The organism is Atlantibacter subterraneus (genome assembly GCF_007570865.1).
In the GTDB taxonomy this organism is placed as follows: domain Bacteria; phylum Pseudomonadota; class Gammaproteobacteria; order Enterobacterales; family Enterobacteriaceae; genus Atlantibacter; species Atlantibacter subterraneus.
Map to the genome: position 1 here is coordinate 211,904 of NZ_VLPS01000003.1, position 25,315 is coordinate 237,218.

Annotated in this window: 24 protein-coding genes; 14 read left to right on the forward strand and 10 right to left on the reverse strand. The window is 55.6% G+C overall.

Annotated features, from left to right (window positions below; all coding sequences use genetic code 11):
- Nucleotides 1-882 precede the first annotated feature (882 nt).
- The 9 genes from napF (at nucleotide 883) to FND52_RS06800 (ending at nucleotide 8,553) form a co-directional block, all read left to right on the forward strand.
- Complete coding sequence (gene napF, locus FND52_RS06760) at nucleotides 883-1,368, forward strand: ferredoxin-type protein NapF (protein ID WP_125295687.1); 486 nt, start codon at nucleotides 883-885, stop codon at nucleotides 1,366-1,368.
- Nucleotides 1,361-1,624, forward strand: a complete 264-nt coding sequence (gene napD / locus FND52_RS06765) for a chaperone NapD (RefSeq protein WP_002463611.1) — start codon at nucleotides 1,361-1,363, stop codon at nucleotides 1,622-1,624. The genes napF and napD overlap by 8 nt, the downstream gene beginning before the upstream one ends.
- A complete protein-coding gene (gene napA / locus FND52_RS06770) occupies nucleotides 1,621-4,107 on the forward strand; it encodes a nitrate reductase catalytic subunit NapA (protein WP_144130152.1) in 2,487 nt (828 codons plus the stop codon). The genes napD and napA overlap by 4 nt, the downstream gene beginning before the upstream one ends.
- 5 nt (nucleotides 4,108-4,112) lie before the next feature.
- Entirely contained in the window at nucleotides 4,113-4,808 is a 696-nt protein-coding gene (napG, locus tag FND52_RS06775; protein ID WP_125295685.1) for a ferredoxin-type protein NapG, read from the forward strand.
- Nucleotides 4,795-5,658 carry a quinol dehydrogenase ferredoxin subunit NapH gene (napH, locus tag FND52_RS06780; protein ID WP_144130154.1) on the forward strand — a complete coding sequence of 288 codons (864 nt, stop codon included), beginning with the start codon at nucleotides 4,795-4,797 and terminating at the stop codon, nucleotides 5,656-5,658. The genes napG and napH overlap by 14 nt, the downstream gene beginning before the upstream one ends.
- Nucleotides 5,655-6,104, forward strand: coding sequence for a nitrate reductase cytochrome c-type subunit (gene napB / locus FND52_RS06785; protein WP_125295683.1), 450 nt, complete (start codon nucleotides 5,655-5,657; stop codon nucleotides 6,102-6,104). The genes napH and napB overlap by 4 nt, the downstream gene beginning before the upstream one ends.
- An 8-nt stretch (nucleotides 6,105-6,112) precedes the next feature.
- Complete coding sequence (gene napC / locus FND52_RS06790; protein ID WP_125295682.1) at nucleotides 6,113-6,712, forward strand: cytochrome c-type protein NapC; 600 nt, start codon at nucleotides 6,113-6,115, stop codon at nucleotides 6,710-6,712.
- Nucleotides 6,713-6,799: 87 nt separating this feature from the next.
- Nucleotides 6,800-7,375, forward strand: a complete 576-nt coding sequence (gene nudK / locus FND52_RS06795) for a GDP-mannose pyrophosphatase NudK (RefSeq protein WP_144130156.1) — start codon at nucleotides 6,800-6,802, stop codon at nucleotides 7,373-7,375.
- Between the two features lie 134 nt (nucleotides 7,376-7,509).
- Nucleotides 7,510-8,553, forward strand: a complete 1,044-nt coding sequence (locus FND52_RS06800) for a DUF1176 domain-containing protein (RefSeq protein WP_125295680.1) — start codon at nucleotides 7,510-7,512, stop codon at nucleotides 8,551-8,553.
- 31 nt (nucleotides 8,554-8,584) lie between these two features.
- Here the strand turns inward: FND52_RS06800 and tkt are convergent, their stop codons facing one another.
- Both tkt and tal read right to left on the reverse strand, forming a co-directional pair.
- Entirely contained in the window at nucleotides 8,585-10,579 is a 1,995-nt protein-coding gene (gene tkt, locus FND52_RS06805; RefSeq protein ID WP_144130158.1) for a transketolase, read from the reverse strand.
- 55 nt (nucleotides 10,580-10,634) lie between these two features.
- Nucleotides 10,635-11,585 carry a transaldolase gene (tal, locus tag FND52_RS06810; RefSeq protein WP_125295678.1) on the reverse strand — a complete coding sequence of 317 codons (951 nt, stop codon included), beginning with the start codon at nucleotides 11,583-11,585 and terminating at the stop codon, nucleotides 10,635-10,637.
- 293 nt (nucleotides 11,586-11,878) lie between these two features.
- On the opposite strand from tal, the gene maeB reads away from it, so the two are divergent.
- Complete coding sequence (maeB, locus tag FND52_RS06815) at nucleotides 11,879-14,158, forward strand: NADP-dependent oxaloacetate-decarboxylating malate dehydrogenase (RefSeq protein WP_144130160.1); 2,280 nt, start codon at nucleotides 11,879-11,881, stop codon at nucleotides 14,156-14,158.
- 45 nt (nucleotides 14,159-14,203) lie between these two features.
- On the opposite strand, the gene hemF is transcribed toward maeB, so the two are convergent.
- Nucleotides 14,204-15,109 (reverse strand): oxygen-dependent coproporphyrinogen oxidase, encoded by a 906-nt coding sequence (hemF, locus tag FND52_RS06820; RefSeq protein WP_144130162.1) that lies wholly within the window; start codon nucleotides 15,107-15,109, stop codon nucleotides 14,204-14,206.
- A gap of 3 nt (nucleotides 15,110-15,112) precedes the next feature.
- Nucleotides 15,113-15,982, reverse strand: coding sequence for an N-acetylmuramoyl-L-alanine amidase AmiA (gene amiA / locus FND52_RS06825; RefSeq protein ID WP_125295674.1), 870 nt, complete (start codon nucleotides 15,980-15,982; stop codon nucleotides 15,113-15,115).
- Nucleotides 15,983-16,198: 216 nt separating this feature from the next.
- On the opposite strand from amiA, the gene FND52_RS06830 reads away from it, so the two are divergent.
- Complete coding sequence (locus tag FND52_RS06830) at nucleotides 16,199-16,624, forward strand: GNAT family acetyltransferase (RefSeq protein ID WP_144130164.1); 426 nt, start codon at nucleotides 16,199-16,201, stop codon at nucleotides 16,622-16,624.
- Nucleotides 16,625-16,651: 27 nt separating this feature from the next.
- Here the strand turns inward: FND52_RS06830 and FND52_RS06835 are convergent, their stop codons facing one another.
- Nucleotides 16,652-17,071, reverse strand: coding sequence for a YgiW/YdeI family stress tolerance OB fold protein (locus tag FND52_RS06835; protein WP_125295672.1), 420 nt, complete (start codon nucleotides 17,069-17,071; stop codon nucleotides 16,652-16,654).
- Between the two features lie 169 nt (nucleotides 17,072-17,240).
- Nucleotides 17,241-18,239 (reverse strand): alpha/beta hydrolase family protein, encoded by a 999-nt coding sequence (locus tag FND52_RS06840; RefSeq protein WP_144130166.1) that lies wholly within the window; start codon nucleotides 18,237-18,239, stop codon nucleotides 17,241-17,243.
- Nucleotides 18,240-18,367: 128 nt separating this feature from the next.
- Here FND52_RS06840 and FND52_RS06845 point away from each other — a divergent pair, with 128 nt between their 5' ends.
- The 3 genes from FND52_RS06845 (at nucleotide 18,368) to FND52_RS06855 (ending at nucleotide 20,441) form a co-directional block, all read left to right on the forward strand.
- Nucleotides 18,368-18,805 (forward strand): DUF2919 domain-containing protein, encoded by a 438-nt coding sequence (locus tag FND52_RS06845; RefSeq protein ID WP_144130564.1) that lies wholly within the window; start codon nucleotides 18,368-18,370, stop codon nucleotides 18,803-18,805.
- A gap of 63 nt (nucleotides 18,806-18,868) precedes the next feature.
- Nucleotides 18,869-19,441 (forward strand): RpoE-regulated lipoprotein, encoded by a 573-nt coding sequence (locus FND52_RS06850; protein ID WP_144130168.1) that lies wholly within the window; start codon nucleotides 18,869-18,871, stop codon nucleotides 19,439-19,441.
- Between the two features lie 100 nt (nucleotides 19,442-19,541).
- The gene (locus tag FND52_RS06855; RefSeq protein ID WP_144130170.1) at nucleotides 19,542-20,441 is read left to right on the forward strand and encodes a Dyp-type peroxidase; all 900 of its coding nucleotides are present in this window, start codon (nucleotides 19,542-19,544) and stop codon (nucleotides 20,439-20,441) included.
- 54 nt (nucleotides 20,442-20,495) lie between these two features.
- Here FND52_RS06855 and frc (FND52_RS06860) read toward each other — a convergent pair whose 3' ends face one another.
- The 4 genes from frc (FND52_RS06860) to oxc all read right to left on the reverse strand — a co-directional run bounded on the left by frc (FND52_RS06860) (nucleotide 20,496) and on the right by oxc (nucleotide 25,290).
- On the reverse strand, nucleotides 20,496-21,743 hold the full coding sequence (gene frc, locus FND52_RS06860; RefSeq protein WP_125295668.1) for a formyl-CoA transferase: 1,248 nt from the start codon (nucleotides 21,741-21,743) through the stop codon (nucleotides 20,496-20,498).
- Nucleotides 21,744-21,859: 116 nt separating this feature from the next.
- Nucleotides 21,860-22,246, reverse strand: a complete 387-nt coding sequence (locus FND52_RS06865; protein WP_125295667.1) for a PAS domain-containing protein — start codon at nucleotides 22,244-22,246, stop codon at nucleotides 21,860-21,862.
- 3 nt (nucleotides 22,247-22,249) lie between these two features.
- Nucleotides 22,250-23,527 (reverse strand): formyl-CoA transferase, encoded by a 1,278-nt coding sequence (gene frc, locus FND52_RS06870; RefSeq protein WP_144130172.1) that lies wholly within the window; start codon nucleotides 23,525-23,527, stop codon nucleotides 22,250-22,252.
- Between the two features lie 14 nt (nucleotides 23,528-23,541).
- Nucleotides 23,542-25,290, reverse strand: coding sequence for an oxalyl-CoA decarboxylase (gene oxc, locus FND52_RS06875; protein WP_144130174.1), 1,749 nt, complete (start codon nucleotides 25,288-25,290; stop codon nucleotides 23,542-23,544).
- Nucleotides 25,291-25,315 lie beyond the last annotated feature (25 nt).

The following is a 25,315-nucleotide window of genomic DNA, read 5'->3' on the forward strand; positions in this document are numbered from 1 at the left end:
GGTTTTTCGTATAGTGGAATTGTTCCGTTCGCCTGGGCTTTTGAGTCAGTCTCGGGCACCGGAGTACGCGAACGGGTTGGGGGCGCTCGCCGCCGCGCCCCCAACACCCCCGGCTCCCCCGCGCGAAATCGCCGCTTCGCGGTACCCTCGGCTTATCGCGTCCGGCTTCGGGGCGGGCGAGATACGGCATCCTGCCTTTCTCGCCCTCAAGCCGCATCCCTGCGGCTTGCCCCGGCCTCCCGCGAACGCCTCGGCGATTTCGATGGGGAGTTAAAACCCCCCGCTGTAATCCCGAAGACTGGCAGCGACAATGTTGTTGCTGAAAAACAAACCGGCTTACAGTTGGGGGTGTTGGTCCGGCATCAAAATCGCCGAGGCGCAATCGACGAGCCAGGTCAGCCCCGCAGGGAAGCGGGGCTGAGGTCGTGAGCTACAGGATGTAGCATCACGACCGACCTGAAGCGAGGAGATAGAGCCGAGGGCAGCGGCGTAGCCGCCGATTTTGCTGGCCGGGAGCCTGGGGTGTCGGGGACGCGGCGGCGAGCGTCCCTGACACGTTCGCCGTCACTGAAGCTGCATAGTTGAACTTAGTTTGAGCGAACGGAACAATTCCACAGGACCACCATCACTTCCACCGAACGGAACAATTCCACCGGACCACCATCACTTCCACCGAACGAAACATTCCACCTGACTCGCCCCGAACCTAAAAAAGCCGCTCTCAACACCAAACCCTCCTCATCCTTGATCCAACCACAGGATTTACCCCCTTAGGGTGATGCCCCATCTACCCCTTGTCACATATTGTTACCACACTCCAATAACCGCATCGTTAATGCGGACTCCCTCTTTATAAGTACGACTGGATTGCAAGGATTGCCCATGGCAGAAGTGTCGAGACGAAGTTTATTAACGGGCTGGCGCAACAGCGCACCCGAATTTCGTCCGCCCTGGAGTGGCGGCGAGGATAGTTTCGTCGAGCACTGCACCCGCTGCCAGCAATGCGTGACCGCCTGCCAGACCCGCGTCCTGACTATCGGCGCGGGCGGTTTCCCGAAAATGGATTTCGACCAGGCGGAATGCACGTTTTGCTACGCCTGCGCCTCTCATTGCCCGGAGAAGCTGTTTTTACCGCAAAGCGCCACGCCCTGGGATTACCAGTTATCCATTAGCGAACGCTGCCTGGCGCACCGCCAGGTGGAGTGCCGCTGTTGTCAGGACGCCTGTGAAATCCAGGCGATACGTTTTCGCCCCACGCTGAACGGCATCGCCCGTCCTGAACCTGATGTGTCTTCGTGTACCACTTGCGGGGCGTGTATTCCGGCCTGTCCGGTTTCAGCTATCACCCTAAGGAGTCGTCATGAGTAGTGAATGGCACGTATCCAGTTTATTCGTCCAGACGCGCCCTGACGCCACCGAAAGCGTGACGCAGTTGCTCAACGCCATGGCGAATACCGAGGTCGCAGCCAGTGAAGAAGCCACCGGGAAACTGGTGGTCGTGATGGAAGCCGCCAGCAGCGCGGCATTGATCGAAAGAATTGAGTCGGCACGTAATCTCGCAGGCGTGCTGGCGGTGTCGCTGGTTTACCACCAGCAGGATGAGCAAGGTGAGGAAACACCATGAAACTCAGTCGTCGTAGCTTTATGAAAGCTAACGCCGTCGCCGCGGCCGCTGCGGCAGCGGGCATCACTGTACCGTCCGTGGCCCGGGCGGTCGTCGGACAACAAGATGCCATTAAATGGGATAAAGCCCCGTGCCGTTTTTGCGGTACCGGCTGCGGCGTATTAGTCGGCACCCAGAATGGCAAAATGGTAGCCTGCCAGGGCGACCCGGACGCACCGGTCAACCGTGGGCTGAACTGCATTAAAGGCTATTTCCTGCCGAAAATCATGTACGGCAAAGACCGGCTGACCCAGCCGCTGCTGCGCATGAAAGATGGCCAGTACAGCAAAGAGGGCGAGTTTACCCCGGTTAGTTGGGAGCAAGCCTTTGATGTGATGGAGCAGAAGTTTAAAACCGCCATCAAGGAAAAGGGCCCGGATTCCGTGGGTATGTTCGGCTCCGGCCAGTGGACCGTGTGGGAAGGCTATGCGGCCGCGAAACTGTTCAAAGCCGGTCTGCGCACCAACAATATCGACCCGAACGCGCGTCACTGTATGGCGTCGGCGGTAGTCGGCTTTATGCGTACCTTCGGCATGGACGAGCCGATGGGCTGCTATGACGATATCGAGCAAACCGATGCGTTCGTGCTGTGGGGCTCCAACATGGCGGAGATGCACCCGATCCTGTGGTCGCGCATCACTAACCGTCGCCTGTCCGATCCGAACGTGACCGTGGCGGTTCTGTCGACCTTCCAGCACCGCAGCTTCGAGCTGGCGGATAACGGCATGGTCTTTACCCCGCAGAGCGACCTGGCGATCCTTAACTACATCGCCAACTACATCATTCAAAACAACGCGGTTAACGAGTCGTTCTTTAAACAGCACGTCAACCTGCGCCGTGGCGCAACGGATATCGGTTACGGCCTGCGTCCGACCCATCCGCTGGAAAAAGCCGCGAAAAACCCGGGTTCCGATGCCTCTGAGCCGATGACCTTTGACGAGTACAAAGCGTTCGTTGCGGAATACACCCTCGAAAAAACCGCCGAGATGACCAGCGTACCGAAAGATCAGCTGGAAGCGCTGGCGCAGCTGTATGCCGATCCGAAGAAGAAGGTGATTTCTTACTGGACCATGGGCTTTAACCAGCACACCCGCGGTGTGTGGGCCAACAACCTGGTGTACAACATCCACCTGCTGACCGGGAAAATCTCCCAGCCGGGCTGTGGACCGTTCTCTCTGACCGGCCAGCCGTCCGCCTGCGGTACCGCGCGTGAAGTGGGCACCTTTGCTCACCGTCTGCCGGCTGACATGGTGGTGACCAACGAGAAACACCGCGATATCACCGAAAAAATGTGGCAGCTCCCTACCGGCACCATTCCGGCGAAAATCGGTCTCCACGCGGTGGCACAGGACCGCGCCCTGAAAGACGGCAAGCTGAACGTCTACTGGGTGATGTGTAACAACAACATGCAGGCCGGGCCGAACATTAATCAAGAGCGTATGCCAGGCTGGCGCGATCCGCGCAACTTCGTGATCGTCTCCGATCCGTACCCGACCGTGAGCGCCCTGGCAGCAGATCTGATCCTGCCGACCGCCATGTGGGTTGAGAAAGAAGGGGCCTTCGGCAACGCCGAGCGCCGCACCCAGTTCTGGCGTCAGCAGGTACAGGCACCGGGCGAAGCCAAATCTGACCTGTGGCAGTTAGTGACCTTCGCGAAACGCTTCAAAGTGGAAGAAGTGTGGCCGGAAGAGCTGCTGGCCCAGAAGCCGGAATACCGTGGCAAAACCCTGTTCGACGTGCTGTTCGCTAACGATAACGTCAAGAAATTCCCGGTAAGCGAACTGGCTGAAGACCAGCTGAACGATGAGTCCCGCGAGCTGGGCTTCTATCTGCAAAAAGGTCTGTTCGAAGAGTACGCCGCTTTCGGGCGCGGCCACGGCCACGACCTGGCACCGTTCGACGATTACCACAAGGCGCGCGGTCTGCGCTGGCCGGTGGTTGACGGTAAAGAAACCCAGTGGCGCTACAGCGAAGGCCACGATCCGTATGTGAAAGCGGGCGAGGGCTACAAATTTTACGGCAAGCCGGATGGCAAAGCGGTGATCTTCGCGCTGCCGTTCGAGCCCGCGGCGGAAGCGCCGGATAAAGAATACGATCTGTGGCTGTCTACTGGCCGCGTGCTGGAGCACTGGCACACCGGCAGTATGACCCGCCGCGTGCCGGAACTGCACCGCGCGTTCCCGGAAGCCGTGCTGTTTATCCATCCGCTGGACGCGCAGTCTCGCGGCCTGCGTCGCGGTGACAAGGTGAAAGTGCTTTCCCGTCGCGGCGAGCTGATTTCCATTGTGGAAACCCGTGGACGTAACCGTCCGCCGCAGGGGTTGGTGTACATGCCGTTCTTCGACGCCGCACAGCTGGTTAACGTATTGACCCTCGACGCCACTGACCCGCTCTCCAAAGAGACGGACTTCAAGAAGTGCGCCGTGAAGGTTGAGAAGGTGTAACCACCGTGGCCAGGGAAAACGCACCACGACCGGCTCGCCGCCGCTTCCTGCGCGATATGGCGCGGGCGGCGGGTGGATTGACCGCCGTCGCCGTGGTGCTGGGGCTTGGACAGCAGCGTAGCCACGCCACTGGGGTGCGGTTACGCCCGCCGGGCGCGCTGGGCGAGCCGGGGTTCTCCCGCGCCTGCGTGCGCTGTGGGCAATGCGTTCAGGCCTGCCCTTACGACACGCTCAAGCTGGCGACGCTGGCGTCCGGCCCTGAGGCGGGTACGCCGTACTTCGTGGCGCGGGATATTCCGTGCGAAATGTGTGAAGACATTCCGTGTGCCAAAGCCTGCCCAAGCGGCGCGTTAGATAAAGAGATCGCCTCGATTGACGATGCGCGCATGGGGATCGCCGTCCTGCTCGATCAGGAAAACTGCCTTAACTTCCAGGGCCTGCGTTGCGATGTCTGTTACCGGGTTTGCCCGTCGATAGACACCGCCATCACCCTGGAGCTGGAACGCAATACCCGTACCGGCAAACACGCGCGTTTCCTGCCGACGGTGCACAGCGATGCCTGCACCGGCTGCGGAAAATGCGAAAAAGCCTGCGTGCTGGAACAGGCCGCCATCAAAGTGCTGCCGCTGGATTTGGCGCGCGGCGAGCTGGGGCATCACTACCGTTTCGGTTGGCTGGAGGGAAACCATGGCAAATCGTAAACAGGACGCCGGGCGCGATGCGCTGGCAGTAAAAGGGGTGTTTGGCGCTTACGGCTGGCTGATGGCGCGTCGCGTGACGCAACTGCTGGTACTGGCGCTTTTCCTGAGCGGTCCGTGGTTCGGGGTGTGGATCTTACGCGGCAATTACAGCAGTAGCCTGCTGCTGGATACGGTGCCGTTAAGCGATCCGCTGATGATTGCCCAAAGCCTGTTGAGCGGTCATCTGCCCGGCGTGCTGGCGTTGCTCGGCGGCGTGCTGATTCTGGCGCTGTATACCCTGGCGGGAAAACGGCTGTTTTGCAGCTGGATCTGCCCGGTGAATCCGCTGACCGATCTGGCCGCCTGGCTGCGCCGCCACTTCGACATCACGCCGTCCGCCACGCTGCCGCGCTGGCTGCGTTATGTGGTGCTGGCGATGGTGCTGTTAGCCAGCGCGCTCACCGGTTCGCTGCTGTGGGAGTGGGTAAATCCGGTTTCGCTGATGGGGCGCGGATTGATCTTCGGGTTTGGCGCGGGGATTTGGCTGCTGCTGGCGCTGTTTCTGTTCGATCTGCTGGTGGTGGAGCACGGCTGGTGCGGCCACGTGTGCCCGGTTGGCGCAATGTATGCGCTGGCGGGGCAGAAGGGTGTGTTTACGGTGAGTGCGGCGGGTCGTGAACGTTGTACGCGTTGTATGGATTGTTTTCACGTTTGCCCGGAGCCGCAGGTTTTACGGTCGCCGGTGCTGAATAAGGAAAGCCCGGTAGAGATTTCGGATCGCGATTGCATGACCTGCGGTCGTTGCGTCGATGTCTGTGCTGAAAAGGTTTTAAAAATGACAACAAGATGGAGTTCGGGAGCAAAATCATGAAAAGCCAAGTCCTGAAAAATGGATTCTTTCCCTGGATGACCGCATTGATGCTGTTAATAAGCGGTGCGGCGTGGGCGGCAGATTCGGTCGACTTTACACAGTCGCCGGAAGTGTCGGGCACGCAGGAGGGCTCCATACGTATGCCTAAACAGCAAGAGAAAATGGCGCTGAATTACGTAAACCAGCCGCCGATGATCCCCCATAGCGTGGACGGGTATCAGATCACCACTAATACCAACCGCTGCCTGCAGTGCCACGGTGTCGAGCATTATCGTACCACCGGCGCACCGCGTATCAGCCCGACCCACTTTATGGACAGCGACGGCAAAGTGCTTTCTGGTGTAGCACCGCGTCGTTATTTCTGCCTGCAGTGCCATGTGCCGCAAACCGACGCGCCGGCCATCATTGAAAACACCTTCACGCCTTCGAAAGGCTTTGGTCAGTGAGGGATGATATGGAAAAGCAACGTAAACCTGGCCTGATCCGCCGGATCTGGCAGTGGTGGCGACGTCCGAGCCGTATGGCGCTCGGTACGCTGCTGCTTATCGGCTTCGCGGCGGGGATTATCTTCTGGGGCGGCTTTAACACCGGTATGGAAAAAGCCAATACCGAAGAGTTCTGCATTAGCTGCCATGAAATGCGCAATAACGTCTACCAGGAGTATATGGAGACGGTGCACTACAACAACCGCAGCGGCGTACGCGCCACCTGTCCGGATTGCCACGTGCCGCACGAGTGGGGCCCGAAAATGATCCGTAAGATTAAGGCCAGTAAAGAGCTGTACGGCAAGATCTTCGGCGTTATCGATACCCCCGCCAAGTTTGAAGAGCACCGTTTAGAGATGGCGCAAAACGAGTGGCGGCGAATGCAGGGCAACAACTCGCAAGAGTGCCGCAACTGCCACAACTTCGACTATATGGATTTCACCGCCCAGAAAACGGTGGCCGCTAAAATGCACGATCAGGCCATCAAGGAAGGGAAAACCTGTATCGACTGTCATAAAGGCATCGCCCATAAACTCCCGGATATGAGCGAAGTGAAGCACGGCTTCTGATGCTGCTGAGCCGCCCGCAACGGGCGGCTTTTTTTCTGTGATTTTCGACGTACACTAGACGCCTGTCTTTTCGACCAGGTGGTAAATGTGTCGCTTAAAATCAACGTTATTAAAGATAAAGTCCTTTCTGATAATTACTTCATTCTGCGCAATGTGACCTATGACATCGCCAAAGGCGAGCAGGCGCCGGTTCGCCATATCCGCGAAGTCTATGATCGGGGCAACGGCGCGACCATTCTGCTGTATAACCGTGATAAAAAAACCGTGGTGCTCACTCGCCAGTTCCGCATTGCCACTTACGTGAACGGCAATCAGGAGGGATTATTGATTGAAGCCTGCGCGGGCCTGCTGGATGACGATGAGCCGGAGGTGTGCGCCCGTAAAGAGGCCATCGAAGAGACCGGCTTTCAGGTTGACGAGGTGGAAAAAGTCTTTGAGCTGTATATGTCGCCGGGCGGCGTCACGGAGTTAATCTCATTTTATCTTGCCGAATATGACGATTCACAGCGCGCCAGCGCGGGCGGCGGTATTGATGATGAAGATATTGAGGTGCTGGAAATTCCATTCGATCGTGCAATGGAAATGATGAAAACCGGTGAAATTCGCGATGGGAAAACGGTAATTTTGTTACAGCTCCTGGCGATGCGTAACATTATGTCTTGATATACAGGCGGTTATGTTACACAAAATTCGAATAAAGCTATCCGAAAAATCTGATTGAGTGATGGCTCCCTGAGAACGAAGATAGGCGCAGAGAGTATTCTCTGTTTTCCTTTATCGTCAGGGTACCGGTCCTCATGTTGCTACGCGTCTTACTGCTGGTCATAACGAGCCTGTTTTGGGCTACGCACGCTTTTGCCGCTCCGGTGCAAAAGCAATTCGATGACTGGCAGGTTACCTGCAACAATCAAAATTTCTGCAAAGCCCGCAATACCGGCAACCATGACGGTCTGGTGATGACCCTGAGCCGCAGCGCGGGTGCGCATACCGATGTGGAAATGCGTATCGAGAAGGGCAATTTTTCCCAGCCTGCCAGCGATGCGCAGCCGATTGCCCCCCGCATGCTGCTTGACGATAAGCCGTTTTTCCCTACCGGCGCAAAATGGCAAATTACGCCGCGTCGGTTAATTAATAACGAACCGCTCACCATCACGGCTTTTCTGGCCCAGATCCAGAACGCTAAACAGATCACCCTCGCGGGCGGTGCCGGCAAAATCTCTCTGGCTGGACTTAAAGACGCGGTCACCTTTATCGACACCCAACAAAAGCGTGTGGGCAATGAAACGGCATGGGTCGCTAAAGGCGATGAACCGCCGCTTAATGTGCCGCCTGCGCCTGCTCTGAAAGCTGTGGCGGTGAAGAACCCTACGCCAACACCATTAAGTAAAGAAGAGCTTAACGAGCTGCTCGACTACGGCGGCTGGCAAATGAACAACACCCAATGCTCGCTGGACCCGATGCGCCGTGAAGTTCGGGTTTATGCGCTTACCGACGACAAAGCGCTGATGATTATCAGCTGTGAAATGGGCGCGTATAACGTGGTGGATTTAGCCTGGCTGGTGGAGCGCAAAAAGCCGTTAAGTTCACGAGCGGTCCGTCTGCGCCTGCCGTTTACTCCCGCCAACCAAACCAACGATATCGAACTGATGAACGCCACATTTGACGAGCGTACCCGTGAGCTGGTGACGCTGGCGAAAGGACGCGGTAAAGGAGACTGTGGCGTATCTACGCGCTGGCGCTACGACGGTCAGCGTTTCCGGCTGGTGAAATATGCTGAAGAGCCGAGCTGCGACGACTGGAACACGCCAGACGCCTGGCCGACGCTGTGGGTCACGAAGTAAAAAAGCCTGCCCGTTTGGGCAGGCTTTGGGTTTATTTACCCAGTACCTGTTTCGCTTTCTTAACCACATTCTCCGCAGTAAAGCCGAAGAACGGGAACAGCTTCTCGGCAGGGGCCGATTCGCCGTAGCTGGTCATCCCGACGATCGCGCCGTCGATGCCCACGTACTTATACCAGTAGTCGGCAATCCCCGCTTCGACCGCCACGCGGGCGCGCACGTCGCGCGGCAATACCGATTCCTTATAGGCTTCATCCTGGGCTTCAAACACATCGGTGGACGGCAGCGACACCACGCGTACTTTGTGCCCTTCGTCAGTCAGCGTTTTGGCCGCCTGCACCGTGATTTCCATCTCTGAACCGGTGGCGATCAGGATCACATCCGGCTGGCCTTCACAGTCTTGCAGCACATAACCGCCTTTGGCGATGGCGTCGATCTGCTCCGCAGAGCGATCCATTTGGGCGAGATTCTGGCGCGACAGGATCAGCGCCGTCGGGCCGTTATGGCGCTCAATCGCCGCTTTCCATGCCACGGCGGCTTCTACCTGGTCGCATGGACGCCAGGTGCTGAAGTTCGGCGTTAAACGCAGGCTGGCCAGCTGCTCCACGGCCTGGTGCGTCGGGCCATCTTCCCCAAGGCCGATAGAGTCATGGGTATAGACCATGATCTGGCGCGCTTTCATCAGCGCCGCCATACGCGCCGCGTTACGGGCATACTCGACAAACATCAGGAAGGTGGCGGTATAAGGCACAAATCCGCCGTGATGGGCGATGCCGTTGGCGATGGCGGTCATGCCGAATTCGCGCACGCCGTAGTGGATATAGTTGCCAGCCTCATCCTCTTTCAGCGATTTAGAGCCGGACCAGATAGTGAGGTTACTCGGCGCAAGGTCAGCGGAGCCGCCCAGCAGCTCCGGCAGGATCGGGCCGTAGGTGTTCAGCGCGTTTTGCGATGCCTTACGGGTGGCGATTTTCACCGGTTCCGCCTGGAGCTTTTTAATGTACTGCGCCGTGGTTTCCTGCCAGTTTTCCGGCATCCCGCCGCTCATCCGGCGCTCAAATTCCGCTGCCAGTTCCGGGTGGGCTTGTTTATAGGCGGCGAACTTCTCATTCCAGGCCTGCTCGGCTTTACCACCGGCTTCACGGGCATCCCACTGTTGGTAGATCTCTTTCGGGATCTCGAATGCCGGATGGTTCCAGCCCAGCTGTTTACGGGCCAGCGCCACTTCCTGTTCCCCCAGCGCTGCGCCGTGGGACTCTTCCTTACCGGCTTTGTTCGGCGAACCGAAACCGATAATGGTGCGGCACATAATCAGCGACGGTTTATCGGTCACCGCTTTGGCCTCTTCAATGGCCTTTTTCACCGCGTCCGGGTTATGGCCGTCGATATCCGGGATCACATGCCAGTGGTAGGCTTCGAAGCGTTTGGCGGTATCGTCGGTAAACCAGCCTTCGGTCTCGCCATCGATCGAAATGCCGTTATGGTCGTAAAAGCCAATCAGCTTGCCGAGCCCCAGCGTGCCCGCCAGCGAACACACTTCATGAGAGATGCCTTCCATCAGACAGCCATCGCCCATAAACACCCAGGTATAGTGGTCGACAATCTCGTGGTCCGGCTGGTTAAACTGCGCCGCCAGCGTGCGCTCGGCAATCGCCAGACCTACCGCATTCGCCAGCCCCTGGCCGAGCGGCCCGGTGGTGGTTTCCACGCCTGGGGTATAGCCGATTTCCGGGTGGCCCGGCGTTTTCGAGTGCAGCTGGCGGAAGTTTTTTAACTCCTCAATCGGCAGATCGTAGCCGGAGAGGTGCAGCAGGCTGTACAGCAGCATTGACGCGTGACCGTTAGACAAAATAAACCGGTCGCGATCGTACCAGGTGGGGTTGCTGGGGTTGTGCTTCAGGAAATCGTTCCACAACACTTCCGCGATATCCGCCATCCCCATCGGGGCACCGGGATGCCCCGAGTTGGCCTTTTGTACGGCGTCCATACTGAGTGCGCGGATGGCGTTAGCGAGCGCTTGTCGAGACATAGAGTTCTCCATGGCTGATAAAGGGGTTAACCCGTTATTTTTCAAAGTAAAAGCATTACGATTTTGCGGCGAGCAGATCCTCAAGTTTGCGCTGGTCAACGGCAAATGACCGGATGCCTTCCGCTAGTTTTTCTACTGCCATTGCGTCCTGGTTATGCTCCCAGCGGAATTCCGCTTCGGTCATCGGGGCAGGGCGTTTAAAGGTTTGCGGAGTGGGGATCAGTTTGCGCTGGACGGTTTCTTCGCTGGCCTGGAGCTGTTTCAGCAAATCAGGCGAGATGGTCAGCCGATCGCAGCCCGCCAGTGCCAGGATCTGCTCGGTGCGGCGGAAGCTCGCGCCCATCACGATGGTGTCGTAGCGGTGTTGTTTGTAATAGTCATAGATATTGCGCACCGATTTCACGCCCGGATCTTCATCCACTACGTAAGGGTCCATCGGTTTGCGGGCCTGATACCAGTCGTAAATACGTCCAACAAACGGCGACACCAGGTAAACGCCCGCTTCGGCGCAGGCGCGTGCCTGGGCGAAGGAAAACAGCAGCGTCAGGTTGCAGTTAATGCCTTCTTTTTCCAGCGCTTCCGCCGCGCGGATGCCTTCCCAGGTAGAGGCAAGTTTGATCAGAATGCGTGATTTATCGACGCCCTGTTCGGCGTACAGCGCCACCAGACGGCGGGCTTTTTCGATGCTTTTTTGCTTATCAAATGAAAGGCGCGCATCCACTTCGGTTGACACCCGCCCTGGCACGCTTTTCAGAATTTCCGCGCCAATGTTAACGGCCAGTTTGTCGCAGGCTTCAGCAATCTGCTGTTCCTGGGTATCGCCACGGGATTTGCCGTAGCGTAGGGCGTCCTCGACCAGCGGCTTATAGGCCTCAAGGGCGGCGGCTTTCAGTAACAGCGAGGGGTTGGTGGTGGCATCTTCAGGTTGATAATGGCGAATCGACTCAATATCGCCGCTGTCGGCCACGATGGTGGTGAACTGTTTGATACCTTCTAGCTGGTTCATGAAATTTACTCCTTTGTATACAAATGCTTATCAGAGAGCTTCCCGGCGCTCCCTTAAACAAGAAACCAAGTGCATAACAAAAAAGCATAGCAGACAGGCATGGCATTGCCTGGCGCAGCAGGTAACATAGTCTCTATAAATTGCTAACAATCTTTGCCATACATTGATGATAGTTTGGCAACGTTCAAAGTTTGTTAGCCATCGAAGGGCCATACTATGGCCCACTCAAAAAAGGGCGCGGTACGCATTGCCCTCCAGTCACTTCCCAGAACGAAAGGTAAAGGACCAGAAAAATGGATGAACAGTTGAAACAAAGTGCCCTCGATTTTCACGAGTTTCCGGTACCAGGGAAAATTCAGGTTTCTCCAACCAAACCACTTGCTACCCAGCGCGATCTGGCGCTGGCCTATTCGCCAGGCGTCGCCGCGCCCTGCCTGGAGATCGAAAAAGATCCGCTGGCGGCCTTTAAATATACGGCGCGCGGCAATCTGGTGGCGGTGATCTCCAACGGCACTGCGGTGCTGGGCCTTGGCAACATTGGCGCGCTGGCCGGTAAACCGGTGATGGAAGGTAAAGGCGTGCTGTTCAAGAAATTTGCCGGTATCGACGTCTTCGATATCGAAGTGGATGAGCTGGATCCGGATAAATTTATTAACGTGGTCGCCGCGCTGGAGCCGACCTTTGGCGGCATCAACCTCGAAGATATCAAAGCGCCGGAGTGTTTCTATATTGAGCAGCAGCTGCGTGAGCGCATGAATATTCCGGTATTCCACGACGACCAGCACGGCACGGCGATTATCAGCACCGCTGCTATTCTCAACGGCCTGCGCGTGGTGGAAAAAAATCTTTCAGACGTGCGCATGGTGGTATCAGGCGCAGGCGCGGCGGCGATTGCCTGTATGAACCTGCTGGTGGCGCTGGGCATGCAGAAACACAACATCGTGGTGTGCGACTCGAAAGGCGTTATCTATAAAGATCGCGAGCCGAACATGGCGGAAACCAAAGCGGCTTATGCGGTGGAAGATGACGGTAAACGCACCCTGGACGATGTGGTCGACGGCGCGGATATCTTCCTCGGCTGTTCCGGCCCGAAAGTGCTGACGCCAGAGATGGTCAAAAAGATGGCGCGCGCGCCGCTGATCCTGGCGCTGGCGAACCCGGAACCGGAAATACTGCCGCCGCTGGCGAAAGAAGTGCGTCCGGATGCGATTATCTGTACGGGCCGCTCCGACTATCCAAACCAGGTGAACAACGTGCTGTGCTTCCCGTTCATCTTCCGTGGCGCGCTGGACGTGGGCGCAACCGCCATTAACGAAGAGATGAAACTGGCTGCGGTCCACGCCATCGCCGAGCTGGCCCATGCGGAGCAGAGCGAAGTGGTGGCCTCGGCCTACGGCGATCAGGATCTGAGCTTTGGGCCGGAATACATCATCCCGAAACCGTTCGACCCGCGCTTGATCGTCAAGATTGCCCCAGCGGTAGCCAAAGCGGCAATGGACTCCGGTGTGGCGACCCGTCCAATCCAGGATTTCGATGCTTATATCGATAAACTCACCGAGTTTGTCTACAAAACTAACCTGTTTATGAAGCCGATCTTCTCCCAGGCGCGTAAAGATCCCAAACGCGTGGTGCTGACCGAAGGGGAAGATAACCGCGTACTGCACGCGACTCAGGAGCTGATTACCCTCGGCCTGGCGAAGCCGATCCTGGTAGGCCGCCCGAGCGTAATTGAGATGCGCATCCAGAAACTCGGTTTGCAAATCAAAGCGGGCGTCGATTTCGAGATCGTCAACAACGAATCCGATCCGCGCTTTAAAGAGTACTGGAACGAGTACTACAACATCATGAAGCGCCGCGGCATTACCCAGGAGCAGGCGCAAAAAGCGGTGATTGGCAACACCACCGTGATCGGCGCGATCATGGTGCACCGCGGCGAAGCGGACGCGATGATTTGCGGCACCATCGGCGATTACCACGAGCATTTCAGCGTGGTGCAGGAGATCTTCGGCTATCGCGAAGGCGTGAAAGCGGCGGGGGCGATGAACGCGCTGTTGCTGCCGAGCGGCAACACCTTTATCACCGATACCTACGTCAACGACGACCCGACGCCGGAACAGCTGGCGGAAATCGCCATTATGGCGGCGGAAACCGTGCGTCGTTTTGGTATTGAGCCGAAAGTGGCGCTGCTGTCGCACTCTAACTTTGGTTCCTCCAACTCCCCGGCGGCAACCAAAATGCGCCAAACTCTGGAGCTGGTACGCGAGCGCGCGCCAGATCTGATGATTGACGGTGAAATGCACGGCGATGCGGCGTTGATTGAAAGCATCCGCAACGAACGTATGCCGGACAGCCCGTTGAAAGGCTCTGCTAACATTCTGGTGATGCCGAACGTCGAAGCGGCGCGTATCAGCTACAACCTGCTGCGCGTATCCAGTTCAGAAGGCGTGACCGTCGGGCCGGTGCTGATGGGCGTGGCGAAGCCGGTACACGTGTTGACGCAAATCGCGTCGGTGCGTCGAATCGTCAATATGGTGGCGCTGGCGGTGGTTGAAGCGCAGACCAATCCGCTGTAATCCCGCGTTGCAATGAAAATCAGACGCCGCGGCGTCTGATTTTTTTTACGGCTTCAGCCACTCTTTGACCTGAATAAACGCGCTAAGCGCCGCCTCAGGGCTGCCCGCCTCGGGCTGGAAATTGTATTCCCAGCGCACCAGCGGCGGCATCGACATCAATATCGACTCGGTGCGTCCACCGGTTTGCAGACCAAACAGCGTGCCGCGATCCCACACCAGATTGAACTCCACATAGCGGCCCCGGCGATAAAGCTGGAAATCGCGCTCGCGCTCGCCCCACGGCAGCGCTTTACGGCGCTCGACGATGGGCAGATACGCATCCAGATAGCCCTGGCCCACCGCCTGAATAAAGGCGAAGCAGCGGTCAAAATCCGGGGTGTTGAGATCGTCGAAGAACAGACCGCCGATGCCGCGCGGCTCGTTGCGGTGTTTCAGGAAGAAGTAGTCATCGCACCACTTTTTGTAGCGCGGGTAAACGTCTTCACCGAACGGCGCACACAGATCCCGGGCGGTACGGTGCCAGTGCACCGCGTCCTGTTCAAAGCCGTAATAGGGCGTTAAATCGAAACCGCCGCCAAACCACCACACCGGCTCGGCATCGGGCCTGGTGGCGATAAAAAACCGCACGTTGGCATGGCTGGTAGGCACATACGGGTTGCGTGGATGCACCACCAGCGACACGCCCATGGCTTCGAAGCTGCGCCCGGCCAGTTCCGGACGGTGCGCGGTGGCGGAAGCGGGCAGGGCATCGCCGTAAACGTGAGAAAAGTTAACCCCTGCCTGCTCGAACACGCCACCGTCACGCAACACCCGGCTGCACCCGCCGCCGCCCGCGTCGCGCTGCCAGTTATCTTCAATGAAGTCAGCGCCGTCGATGGCGCTGAGCTGCTGGCAAATCCGATCCTGCAAACCCAGCAAAAACTGCTTAACCGCTGAAATATCCGGCGTCATGGCTTAGCCTCGTTTGGAGTGGGCTTTGTGGTTATCAAACCAGTTAAAGTAGCTGATCACCCCGCTGGCGATGGCGTTGGCGATTTTCTGGCGAAACGCCTGGGTGCCCAGCAGCCGCTCCTCTTCAGGATTGGTGATAAACGAGGTTTCCACCAGCACCGACGGCACCGACGGAGATTTCAGCACCACAAACGCCGCCTGCTCGGTGGAGCGGCTGTGCAGCCGGTGTACCGGCTTAATCTGGCGCAAAATGTGCGACCCCAGCGTCAGGCTATTTTTGATGGTGTCGGTTTGCACCAGATCGAACAATACCTGTTGTAAATACTGGTCTTTTTGCTTCACCTTGCTGCCCGCCACGTCATCCGCGGCGTTCTCGCGCTCGGAGAGGTATTTCGCCATGGCGCTACTGGCTCCGCGGTTCGACAGGGCAAACACCGATGCTCCCGCCGCAGACGGATTGGTAAAGCCGTCGGCGTGGATCGACATAAACAGGTCCGCGCCGTGTTTATGGGCGATTTCCACGCGATCGTACAGCGGAATAAAGGTATCGCCGCTGCGGGTCAGCCGGGCGTCAATGCCTTTGCTCCTGAGAATGTTGCGCACGTTTTTGGCAATCGCCAACACCACGTGCTTTTCTTTTGAGCCGTTAGCACCAATCGCGCCGGTGTCGATCCCGCCGTGGCCCGGATCGAGCACCACGACGCGGCGCGCGCCGGATTTTTTCTTCTGCGCCGGGCTATGTCCGTTGGAGGTTTTCAGCGCTTTGCTCTCTTCCCGGGCAAAGGCTGTGTTCACACCTGAAATGGTCAGGGCGGCGAGGCCAGTCAACAGCATCTGGCGTCGGGTGAGTTTGGTAAATTTTATCGTGCTCATGCGGCCTGAATGTCGGTTAGAACAAAAGAGTAGAGTTATAGCTTACCGTGGTTATCCGCACGACCTTCTATGATAAGAAAAGTTTTACGGCTCGTTTCAGACAACGACGGGGGCGTTATTATGCCATCAACCGGGAAGTTTTGACCTGGGATATTGGCTAATGATGCCGTTAACGCCATAATCACGTTTTTTATTCCATAAATAATGGGGAATACCATGGAGATACGCGTTTTTCGCCAGGACGATTTCGAGGAAGTGATCACCCTGTGGGAACGTTGCGACTTGCTTCGCCCCTGGAACGACCCGGAAATGGATATCGAGCGCAAAATCAATCACGACGTGTCGCTGTTCCTGGTGGCGGAAGTGACCGGGGAGATCGTCGGCACGGTGATGGGCGGTTATGATGGGCATCGCGGCTCCGCGTATTATCTCGGCGTGCATCCTGAATTCCGCGGGCGCGGTATCGCCAATGCGCTGCTCAGCCGTCTGGAAAAGAAACTGATCGCGCGCGGATGCCCGAAGCTTCAACTGCTCATCCGTGAAGAAAATGATGTGGTGCTCGGCATGTATGAACGTCTCGGCTACGAGCACCAGGATGTATTAAGCCTGGGTAAACGGCTTATCGAAGACGAAGAGTATTAAAAACCCGCCGCGTGGCGGGTTGGTTGTTTAACCCTTAGTTACTTTTTTCACGTCGATTTCTACCGAGTTCCAGTCTTTGTCCACTTCACCTTCGAGACGCACTTTGTCGTTCGGGGTGATGGAGACGCCGCCCCAGTTATCGTCGTCGATATCGACATTCACGGTGCCGGTGCTGTCGCGGAATTCATACAGCTCTTTACCGACCTTACGAATAATGTTGCCTTCCAGCACCACCCATGCGTCATCGCGCAGGCCTTTGGCCTGTTCAACGGTGGTGGTTGCGGCGTCCGGGCCGACGAAACCGCCTTTCTGGGTGTTTTGCGTGGTCTGGGTGTTTTGGGTTTTGGTGGCGTCTGGCCCGCTAAATCCACCGGACTGCTGGGCGAACGCGGTAACGCTGAACAACAAACCTGCCGCGATTGAGGCGGCAACAAAGGCTTTTTTCATATCAATCTCCATTTGTGATGAGGCAGAGAATTTTGTCTTAAACACAATGCCAGTGACATAATTCTCGCTCAGATGACTCATCTGTCCAGGACATATACATGTTTTTACCTTACAGAGAGAGGCGCGGGCGTGATATGGCTCCCCGAGGGTTTTCGGGGAGCTGGGGTGCTTATTTAGCCAGAGATTGACTGATTGCCCTTAATTCTGCTTCGCTAAACCGGATATTGCAGCTGTCGCCCGTGTCCTGATTAATTTTCTGGGCAATCAGCTCAGTAACAGGAGCGATAATAGAAAAGTGATCCCCGTTAGTAATTTCAATAACCGTTAACGGAAGGTGTTCAGCCTTCGCAAATGCATCAACATTTTTAAAAGCGTCCCAAAAATTAGCTTCGCCTTCAAAATACCAGGTGGGGTTTTTTATGGATGGCAAAAATGCGGCAGGCGAACGCAGGCGAAATTCCTGTTCATTTTGAGCGAAAGGTAATGGAACCGACATATCGCCTAAATCGACGCGTGCTTTTAAGTCAGGCACTGCTCCCAAAGAAAAATAGGCGCGGAATTTACTTCCATATTCGCTGGCCAGTAATACGCGGGTTCCGCCCGTGCTGTGCCCGGCTAAATAAATACGCCCCGGATCGACCCAGGGTTGTTTCGCTAACCAGTCATAAGCCGATTCAATATCGTCAAGTTCACCATAAAACATTTCGTACTTACCGGGGTTACGATCTTCACCACGGAAACTGGGGATCATCAAAACCTGGCCAGCCTGACGAAACGCGCTCCCGCTTTGATCGTTATCTCGTGGTTGTGGTTCCCAAAAATAATCACTGTCACTGATCCCACCGTAACCGCCATGGATCCAAATTACCGCCGGATGACGTTTGCCGTCTTTAGGATCGGGCGTAACATACGCGGCCATATTCCCCAGGGCGGTGGGATAGCTAATTAGCGAGAATATATCTTCAGGTGGCGTGAGCGGCTCATTTTCTTCAGGTAAGCTCGGTTGAACAATTTGTGTTTTAAAACTGGCGTGGGCATCGCGTAATGACTGCTCGTTCACGGTAATCACCGAGCCATTCTCAGCGATGGGAATCGTTCCCGACCAGGCGTTACAGATATTGAGAAGTCCAACAAGCAAACTGTATCGGCATAGCGAAATAACATTCATCACTTTTCCTTAGTCAATTCCATCCATTTCAGGGCATGGTACTTCAGATTCAACTTCAGGTGTTTTGCTGACCTCTAGACGTTTTCTGATACGCTATTGACCTGTTGGTTATTTGCGAAGCGATAATGATGTTTCTACCGGGTGATTATGACCAGCGCGGGCAATTAAAACTGCCGATATTGTTCTGGTGCGTTCTGCTATTACAGGCCAGAACCTGGGTATTGTTTGTGGCGGCGGGCGCATCCCGCGAACAGGGCGAGGCGCTGCTGCGGCTGTTTTATCCGGATAGCGAAATGTTCTGGCTGGGTCTGTTACCGGGTATTCCGGCGGTGCTGGCGTTTCTGCTGAGCGGCAGGCGAGGGCGCTGGCCGACGCTCTGGACGGCGTGGCGCTGGGTGTTGATTGCGGCGCAGATCGGGTTGCTGGTGTGGCAAGTTGCACTGGCGGTGAGCGAAGCGGCGTTAAGCGGCATCACCCTGGCGCTGATGGTACTGGATGTGGTGGCATTGGTCTGGCTGCTGACCAATCCGCGCGTAAAAGCCTGTTTTTCACCTTCTGATGAGTAAACCGGGCACTTTTCGGCCCGGCGGCACTCCAAGGTGGGTTGTTTTTTAAAAAAGGAATCGCGAATGAAATTGCGTCTGCTGGTGTGTGCGGCACCGCTTCTGCTGGCCGGATGTTCCACCCTTTCCGGAATGAACTGGGGAGCGATGAACCCCGTCAACTGGTTTAGCTCTTCTGTTGAGGTCTCTGAAAATGGCGTTGGGGACATTACCGCCAGCACGGCGATGGACGAGAAAGCTATCGCCGATGGCTTGGGCGGCGACTACCGCTTACGCAGCGGCATGAAAACCGCTAACGGCAATATTGAGCGCTATTACGAAGCCCTGAAAGGCGACACGCTGGCAATGGTGATCACCGGTGAAAATGGCACCGTGAGCCGCATTGAGGTATTGGATCCGGACGTGGAGACTACCAGCGGGGTGAAAGTTGGTACGGCGTTCAGCTCTCTGTACAGCAAAGCCTACGGCGCGTGCCAGAAGGGCAGCGGTGATGACACCAGCGCCGTTGAGTGTAACGCACCGGATAGCCAGCACATTACCTATCTGTTTACCGGCGAGTGGCGTGGGCCGGAAGGATTAATGCCGCCTGACGATGCCTTAAAAAGCTGGAAAATTAGCAAAATCGTCTGGCGTCGCTAAGCGCGGCGATCTTGCGCATGGGCAAGGCGCGGCGCAAAAAATCAGGTAAAATGCCGGGCATCTCTGGTCACGTTCCGTGGCCTCGTTTTCAGGAGGAGAGATGTCTCAGGTTCAAAGTGGCATTCTGCCCGAACATTGCCGCGCCGCGATTTGGATAGAAGCGAAAGTATCCGAAAATCTGGATGCGGTGCGCGCAGGCTGTAAAGCGTTTAACAGCAAACTGGCCGAGCTACAGGCGGCCTTCCCCGATGCCCATTTAGGTGCGGTGATTGCTTTCGGGCACGACGTCTGGCGCGATATCAGCGGCGGCGTGGGCGGCGAGGCGTTGAAAAACTTCGCGCCGCTGGGCAAAGGCCTGGCCCCCGCCACTCAGCACGATTTGCTGATCCATATCCTGTCTCTGCGTCACGACGTAAATTTCACTGTGGCACAGGCGGCCATCGCCGCCTTTGGCGACGCGATTAACGTGGTGGAAGAAACCCATGGTTTCCGCTGGGTGGAAGACCGCGATCTCAGCGGCTTTGTCGACGGCACCGAAAACCCGGCCGGGGATGACGTGCGCCGCAGCGTGGCGGTGATTAACGACGGCGTGGATGCGGGCGGCAGCTATGTGTTTGTCCAGCGCTGGGAGCACAATCTCAAACAGCTGAACCGGATGAGCGTGCCGGATCAGGAGATGATGATTGGCCGCACCAAGCAGGATAACGAAGAGATCGACGGCGATGAACGCCCGGTGACTTCGCACCTGACCCGTGTCGATCTCAAAGAAAACGGCAAAGGGCTGAAAATTGTCCGCCAGAGCCTGCCTTACGGCACCGCCAGTGGTACCCACGGCCTTTACTTCTGCGCCTACTGCGCCACGCTGCATAATATCGAACAGCAACTGCTGAGTATGTTCGGCGACCTGGACGGCAAACGCGACGCCATGCTGCGCTTCACCAAACCGGTCACCGGCGGCTACTACTTCGCGCCATCGCTGGAACGCATCAACAGTTTGTAATCCCTGCACAGCGCGGTTTTCTGCCGCGCTGTTTATCTGCAAAGCAGGTTTTTTCTATATCACGCCTTTATTGCGTAATAGCGCGATCGCGCGATCGTTAAACCCCAGTTCGTGAAGAATGTGATGCGTGTGTTCTCCTTGTAACGGGGACGCGGTAATGTCTACGGTATTGGCTGACATTTTAACGGGCATTCCCACTGTCGTATATTTACCCCGCACCGGATGGTCGACATCAACAATAGAGCCGCTGGCGCGCAGGCTTTCATCGTTAATGATTTCCTTCATGGAGAGGACAGGGCTACACGGGATGTCATATTGGTTAAGCAGTTCCATAGCTTCATATTTTGTTTTCGTCATCGTCCATTGCTCAATACGCTTAAAAATCATATTCAGTTTGGGCAAGCGAGCGGCGGGGACATTAAAATCGTCGTTATCTATCCAACTGTTCTCGCCAATGACTTTGCAAATTGACGGCCAGGCGGCGGCCTGAATAAGAAAATAAATATACGCGTTGGGATCGGTTTCCCACCCTTTGCACTTCAGCATTCCGCCGGGTTGGCCGCCACCCGAGGCATTGCCGGCGCGCGGCACAGTGTCGTTAAATTCGCCACCGATAAACTGCGGATATTCTTCAAGCACGCCAGTTCGTTCCAGCCTTTGCTGATCGCGTAATTTCACCCGGCAGAGATTAAGGACCGAATCCTGCATGGATACCGAGACTTTTTGCCCGCGCCCCGTGGCGTGGCGCTGGAAAAGCGCGGATACGATCCCGAGGGCAAGATGCAAACCGGAACCTGAATCCCCGATTTGCGCGCCAGTCACCATGGGCGCGCCATATTCAAAACCGGTAGTGGATGCCGCGCCGCCAGCGCACTGGGCGACGTTTTCATAGGCTTTACAAGCCTGATAGCGGCCCGGACCAAATCCTTTCACCGAGGCAAGGATCATTCGCGGGTTAAGGGCATGAATATGTTCCCAGGTCACGCCCATGCGATCCAGCGCGCCGGGCGCGAAATTCTCCACCAGCACGTCACAATGACCAATAAGACGATTCAATATATCCAGCCCTTCCGGGGTCTTGGTATTGAGCGTCATTGCCCGCTTATTATGATTTAACATCGTGAAATAGAGACTGTCCGCGTTGGCAATATCGCATAATTGCTTACGCGTCCCGTCGCCGTCGCCGACGCGCTCAATTTTAATCACATCCGCGCCCAGCCATGCTAATAATTGGGTGCAGCTTGGGCCAGATTGAACATGGGTAAAATCGATAATTTTTATTCCCTCTAATGCCTTGCTCATAAAATTCTCCACGTTTATTTGTTTTACATCTTCATATCGCTCGTCCAGAACAGCGAATTCGCGCTCAAAAAATGTGGGGCAGCACGCCCCACCAATAAAACGTTACTTCTCTGGGATTAGCCCTTTTTATGCTCATTAAAATTTGCTGTGTCATCACGAATGATGGCGACAATTAACGAGTCTTCTTTTTTTATTCCAGGCAGCAATGCTACTGTGAAGGCAATAGATATCAGGCTACCGTCTTGTTTTACGGCAGGCACGCGAAGCAGCGATGCGTGATATTTTGTCATGCGGTTGTGCATTGTATTACCATAACCTGTCCAGTGCCGCTGACGATATTTTTCCGGGATGATAATATCCAGTGACGCGCCCAGCGCTTGCGCCTGTGTGAAACCAAACAGGCGTTCGGCGGCGGCATTCCATAAAGTAATATTCCCTGAAACATCAGATATCACCACCGCATCACCTAACGTCATCAGGAAATGTTGCAGCGTTATTTCCATATTTTATACCGCTTTCGATGTATGAATATCCGTGATTTGCTGTTGCGTGTACCCTAATTCCGCCAACACCTCATCGGTATGTTCGCCTAATAAAGGAGACGCCGTAACCACAGGTTTTAGCGTTGAGAATTTAATTGGACATCCTACGGTCCAGTAGCTACCGCGGACTTTATGTGGAACCTCTACAATAGAGCCGCTCTTCAGTAATGATTCATCATGCAATAATTCTTTCATCGACATCACAGGAGCGCAGGGAATTTCAAACTTGCCAAAATAATCCACCGCTTCATATTTATCTTTACCCGTCGTTAAGATGTAATTCTCAATGGCACCAAAGATATCCATAATATGCGGCTGGCGCGCCCTGGGCGTGGTATATGCTGGATCTTCCCGCCATTCCGGACGTTCGATAGCGTCGCAGATTGGCGTCCAGACCAAATCCTGAAGTGTAAAATAGATATAGGCGTTGGGATCGGTTTCCCAACCACGGCACTTCAGGATCCAGCCTGGCTGGCCGCCGCCACCGGCATTACCACCGCGCGGCACGACATCGCCGAATGCTTCATTAGGATACTGCGGATATTCCTCCAGATAGCCGACTCTGTCCAGGCGTAGCTGATCGCGCATTTTTACCCGGCAAAGATTCAAAACCGCGTCCTGCATAGAACAGGCGACTTTTTGCCCCTTCCCGGTTTTCTGGCGGCCTATCCAGGCAGTAAGAATACCAATTGCCAGATGCATGCCGGTATTACTATCACCGAGCGCAGCGGATGAGATGGTGGGAACGGAATTCTCGCCTTTCCACCATCCGGTGGTTGACGCTGCGCCACCGGCGCATTGGGCGACATTTTCATACGCCCTAAGATGTTCATAATGATGCCCTTCACTAAATCCCTTTACCGACGCCAGTATCATTCGCGGATTTAATTTCTGGATAGTCTCCCAGGTGAAACCCATACGGTCGAGCGCGCCGGGACCAAAATTCTCCACCATAACGTCACATTCTTTGATCAAGCGCGTTAATATCTCTTTGCCTTCTGGTTTTTTAGTATCCAGAGTTAATGAGCGTTTATTGCTATTGAGCATGGTGAAATATAGCGCGTCGGCATCGGGAATATCGCGCAACTGAACACGGGTAATATCACCTGAACCCGGTCTTTCAATTTTAATCACATCAGCGCCAAACCAGGCCAACATTTGCGTACAGGCCGGACCCGCCTGAACGTGAGTGAAGTCGATAATTTTCATTCCTGCGAGGGGTAATAATTGTTCATTATTCATTTTTCAATTCCTTATTATTTTCTGGTTGTTTTCGCTGGGTTGAGACTGGTGATGCGACCGCTTTCGGTACCCGCCGTTTCATCAATATGCGCATTAATCAGTGTGGGAATACCGAGCGCGATGGCCTCATTCATGGCCTGGTGTAATTGATCGACGGTAGTGACATGTACGCCTCTGCCGCCAAATGCCTCCATCAGCATTTCGTAACAGGCGTTTTTAACAAATACCGTGGGTGCGGGATCTTTGCCGCCGGAAGCGTTGATATCGGTGCCTTTATAAATACCGTTGTTATTAAATACGACAACGCAAACAGGTAACTGGTAACGGCAAAGGGTTTCAACTTCCATTCCACTGAAACCGAACGCGGAATCGCCCTCAATCGCGATGACCTGATGACCGGTTACAACAGACGCCGCAACGGCGAAACCCATACCGATACCCATTACGCCCCATGTACCGACATCCAGACGCTTCCGTGGCAGGTACATATCGACAATACTGCGCGCGAAATCCAGCGTATTGGCCCCTTCACTCACGACGATGGCCTCAGGATTGTCTTTGACGACCTGCTTCACGGCGCTCAGCGCGCTCTGGAAACTCATCGGCGACGGGCGTTCAGCCAGTTTTTCCGCCATTTTTTTGGCATTTTTTTCTTTGCGTTCAGCGATCGCTGCCGTCCATTCTGTGGGCGGTTTCTGCCAGTGATTATCGATACCTGCCAGCAAACTTTGCATGCAAGAAACGATGTCGCCAATCAGCGGCGCGTCTATCGCCACATTGCTGTCGATTTCCGTCGGCGCAATATCAAGCTGAATGAATTTTTTAGGCCCTTTTTCCTGCGCCCAGGTTTTACCTTTCCCGTGAGACAGCAACCAGTTGAGGCGGACACCGATCAATACCACTACGTCGGATTCCTGTAATACATAGGAGCGCGCAGCGGCGGCTGATAGTTCATGCGTGTCTGGCAGCAAGCCTTTGGCCATCGACATGGGCAAATAAGGGATGCCGGTTTTTTCAATAAACGCGTTGATTTCGCACTCGGCGCGGGCGTAAGCGGCACCTTTTCCTAATATCACCAACGGTTTTTTGGCGCTTTTGAGTAATGCCAGGGCGTGGGAAACCCTGTCAGGTGCGGGAAATTGGCGCGGTGCCGGATCGACGACGTTAATCAACGATTGGCGGCCCACCTCCAGCGGAAGCGTCTGCGAAAATAGCCGGGCGGGCAAATCCAGATATACGCCGCCGGGCCGCCCCGAAACCGCCGCCCGGATCGCACGCGCGATGCCTACGCCGATATCCTTAGCCTGCAAGATGCGATAAGCCGCTTTACAGAGCGGTTTTGCAATCGCCAGTTGATCCATTTCTTCATAATCGCCCTGCTGAAGATCGACGATTTCACGTTCGCTGGAGCCGCTTATCAGGATCATGGGGAAACAGTTGGTCGTGGCATTTGCCAGGGCAGTCAGGCCATTCAGAAAGCCGGGCGCGGACACGGTCATGCAAACTCCTGGCTTGCCGGTTAAAAATCCTGCCGCCGCCGCTGCATTTCCGGCATTTTGTTCGTGACGAAAAGTAATTACCCGCATTCCTTCGGCTTGCGCTGTGCGCAGAAAATCGGTAATTGGGATCCCAGGCAATCCAAAGAGAGTATCAATATCATTAAGTTTGAGCGCATCAAGGAGTAAGTGAAAACCATCCGTTAATTCAGGATCTGCTAATGGCTCATTAGTTTCGCAGCGGATAGCGGGTTCGTGAATAGACATAAAAAACCTCTCTTAAGCAGAATAT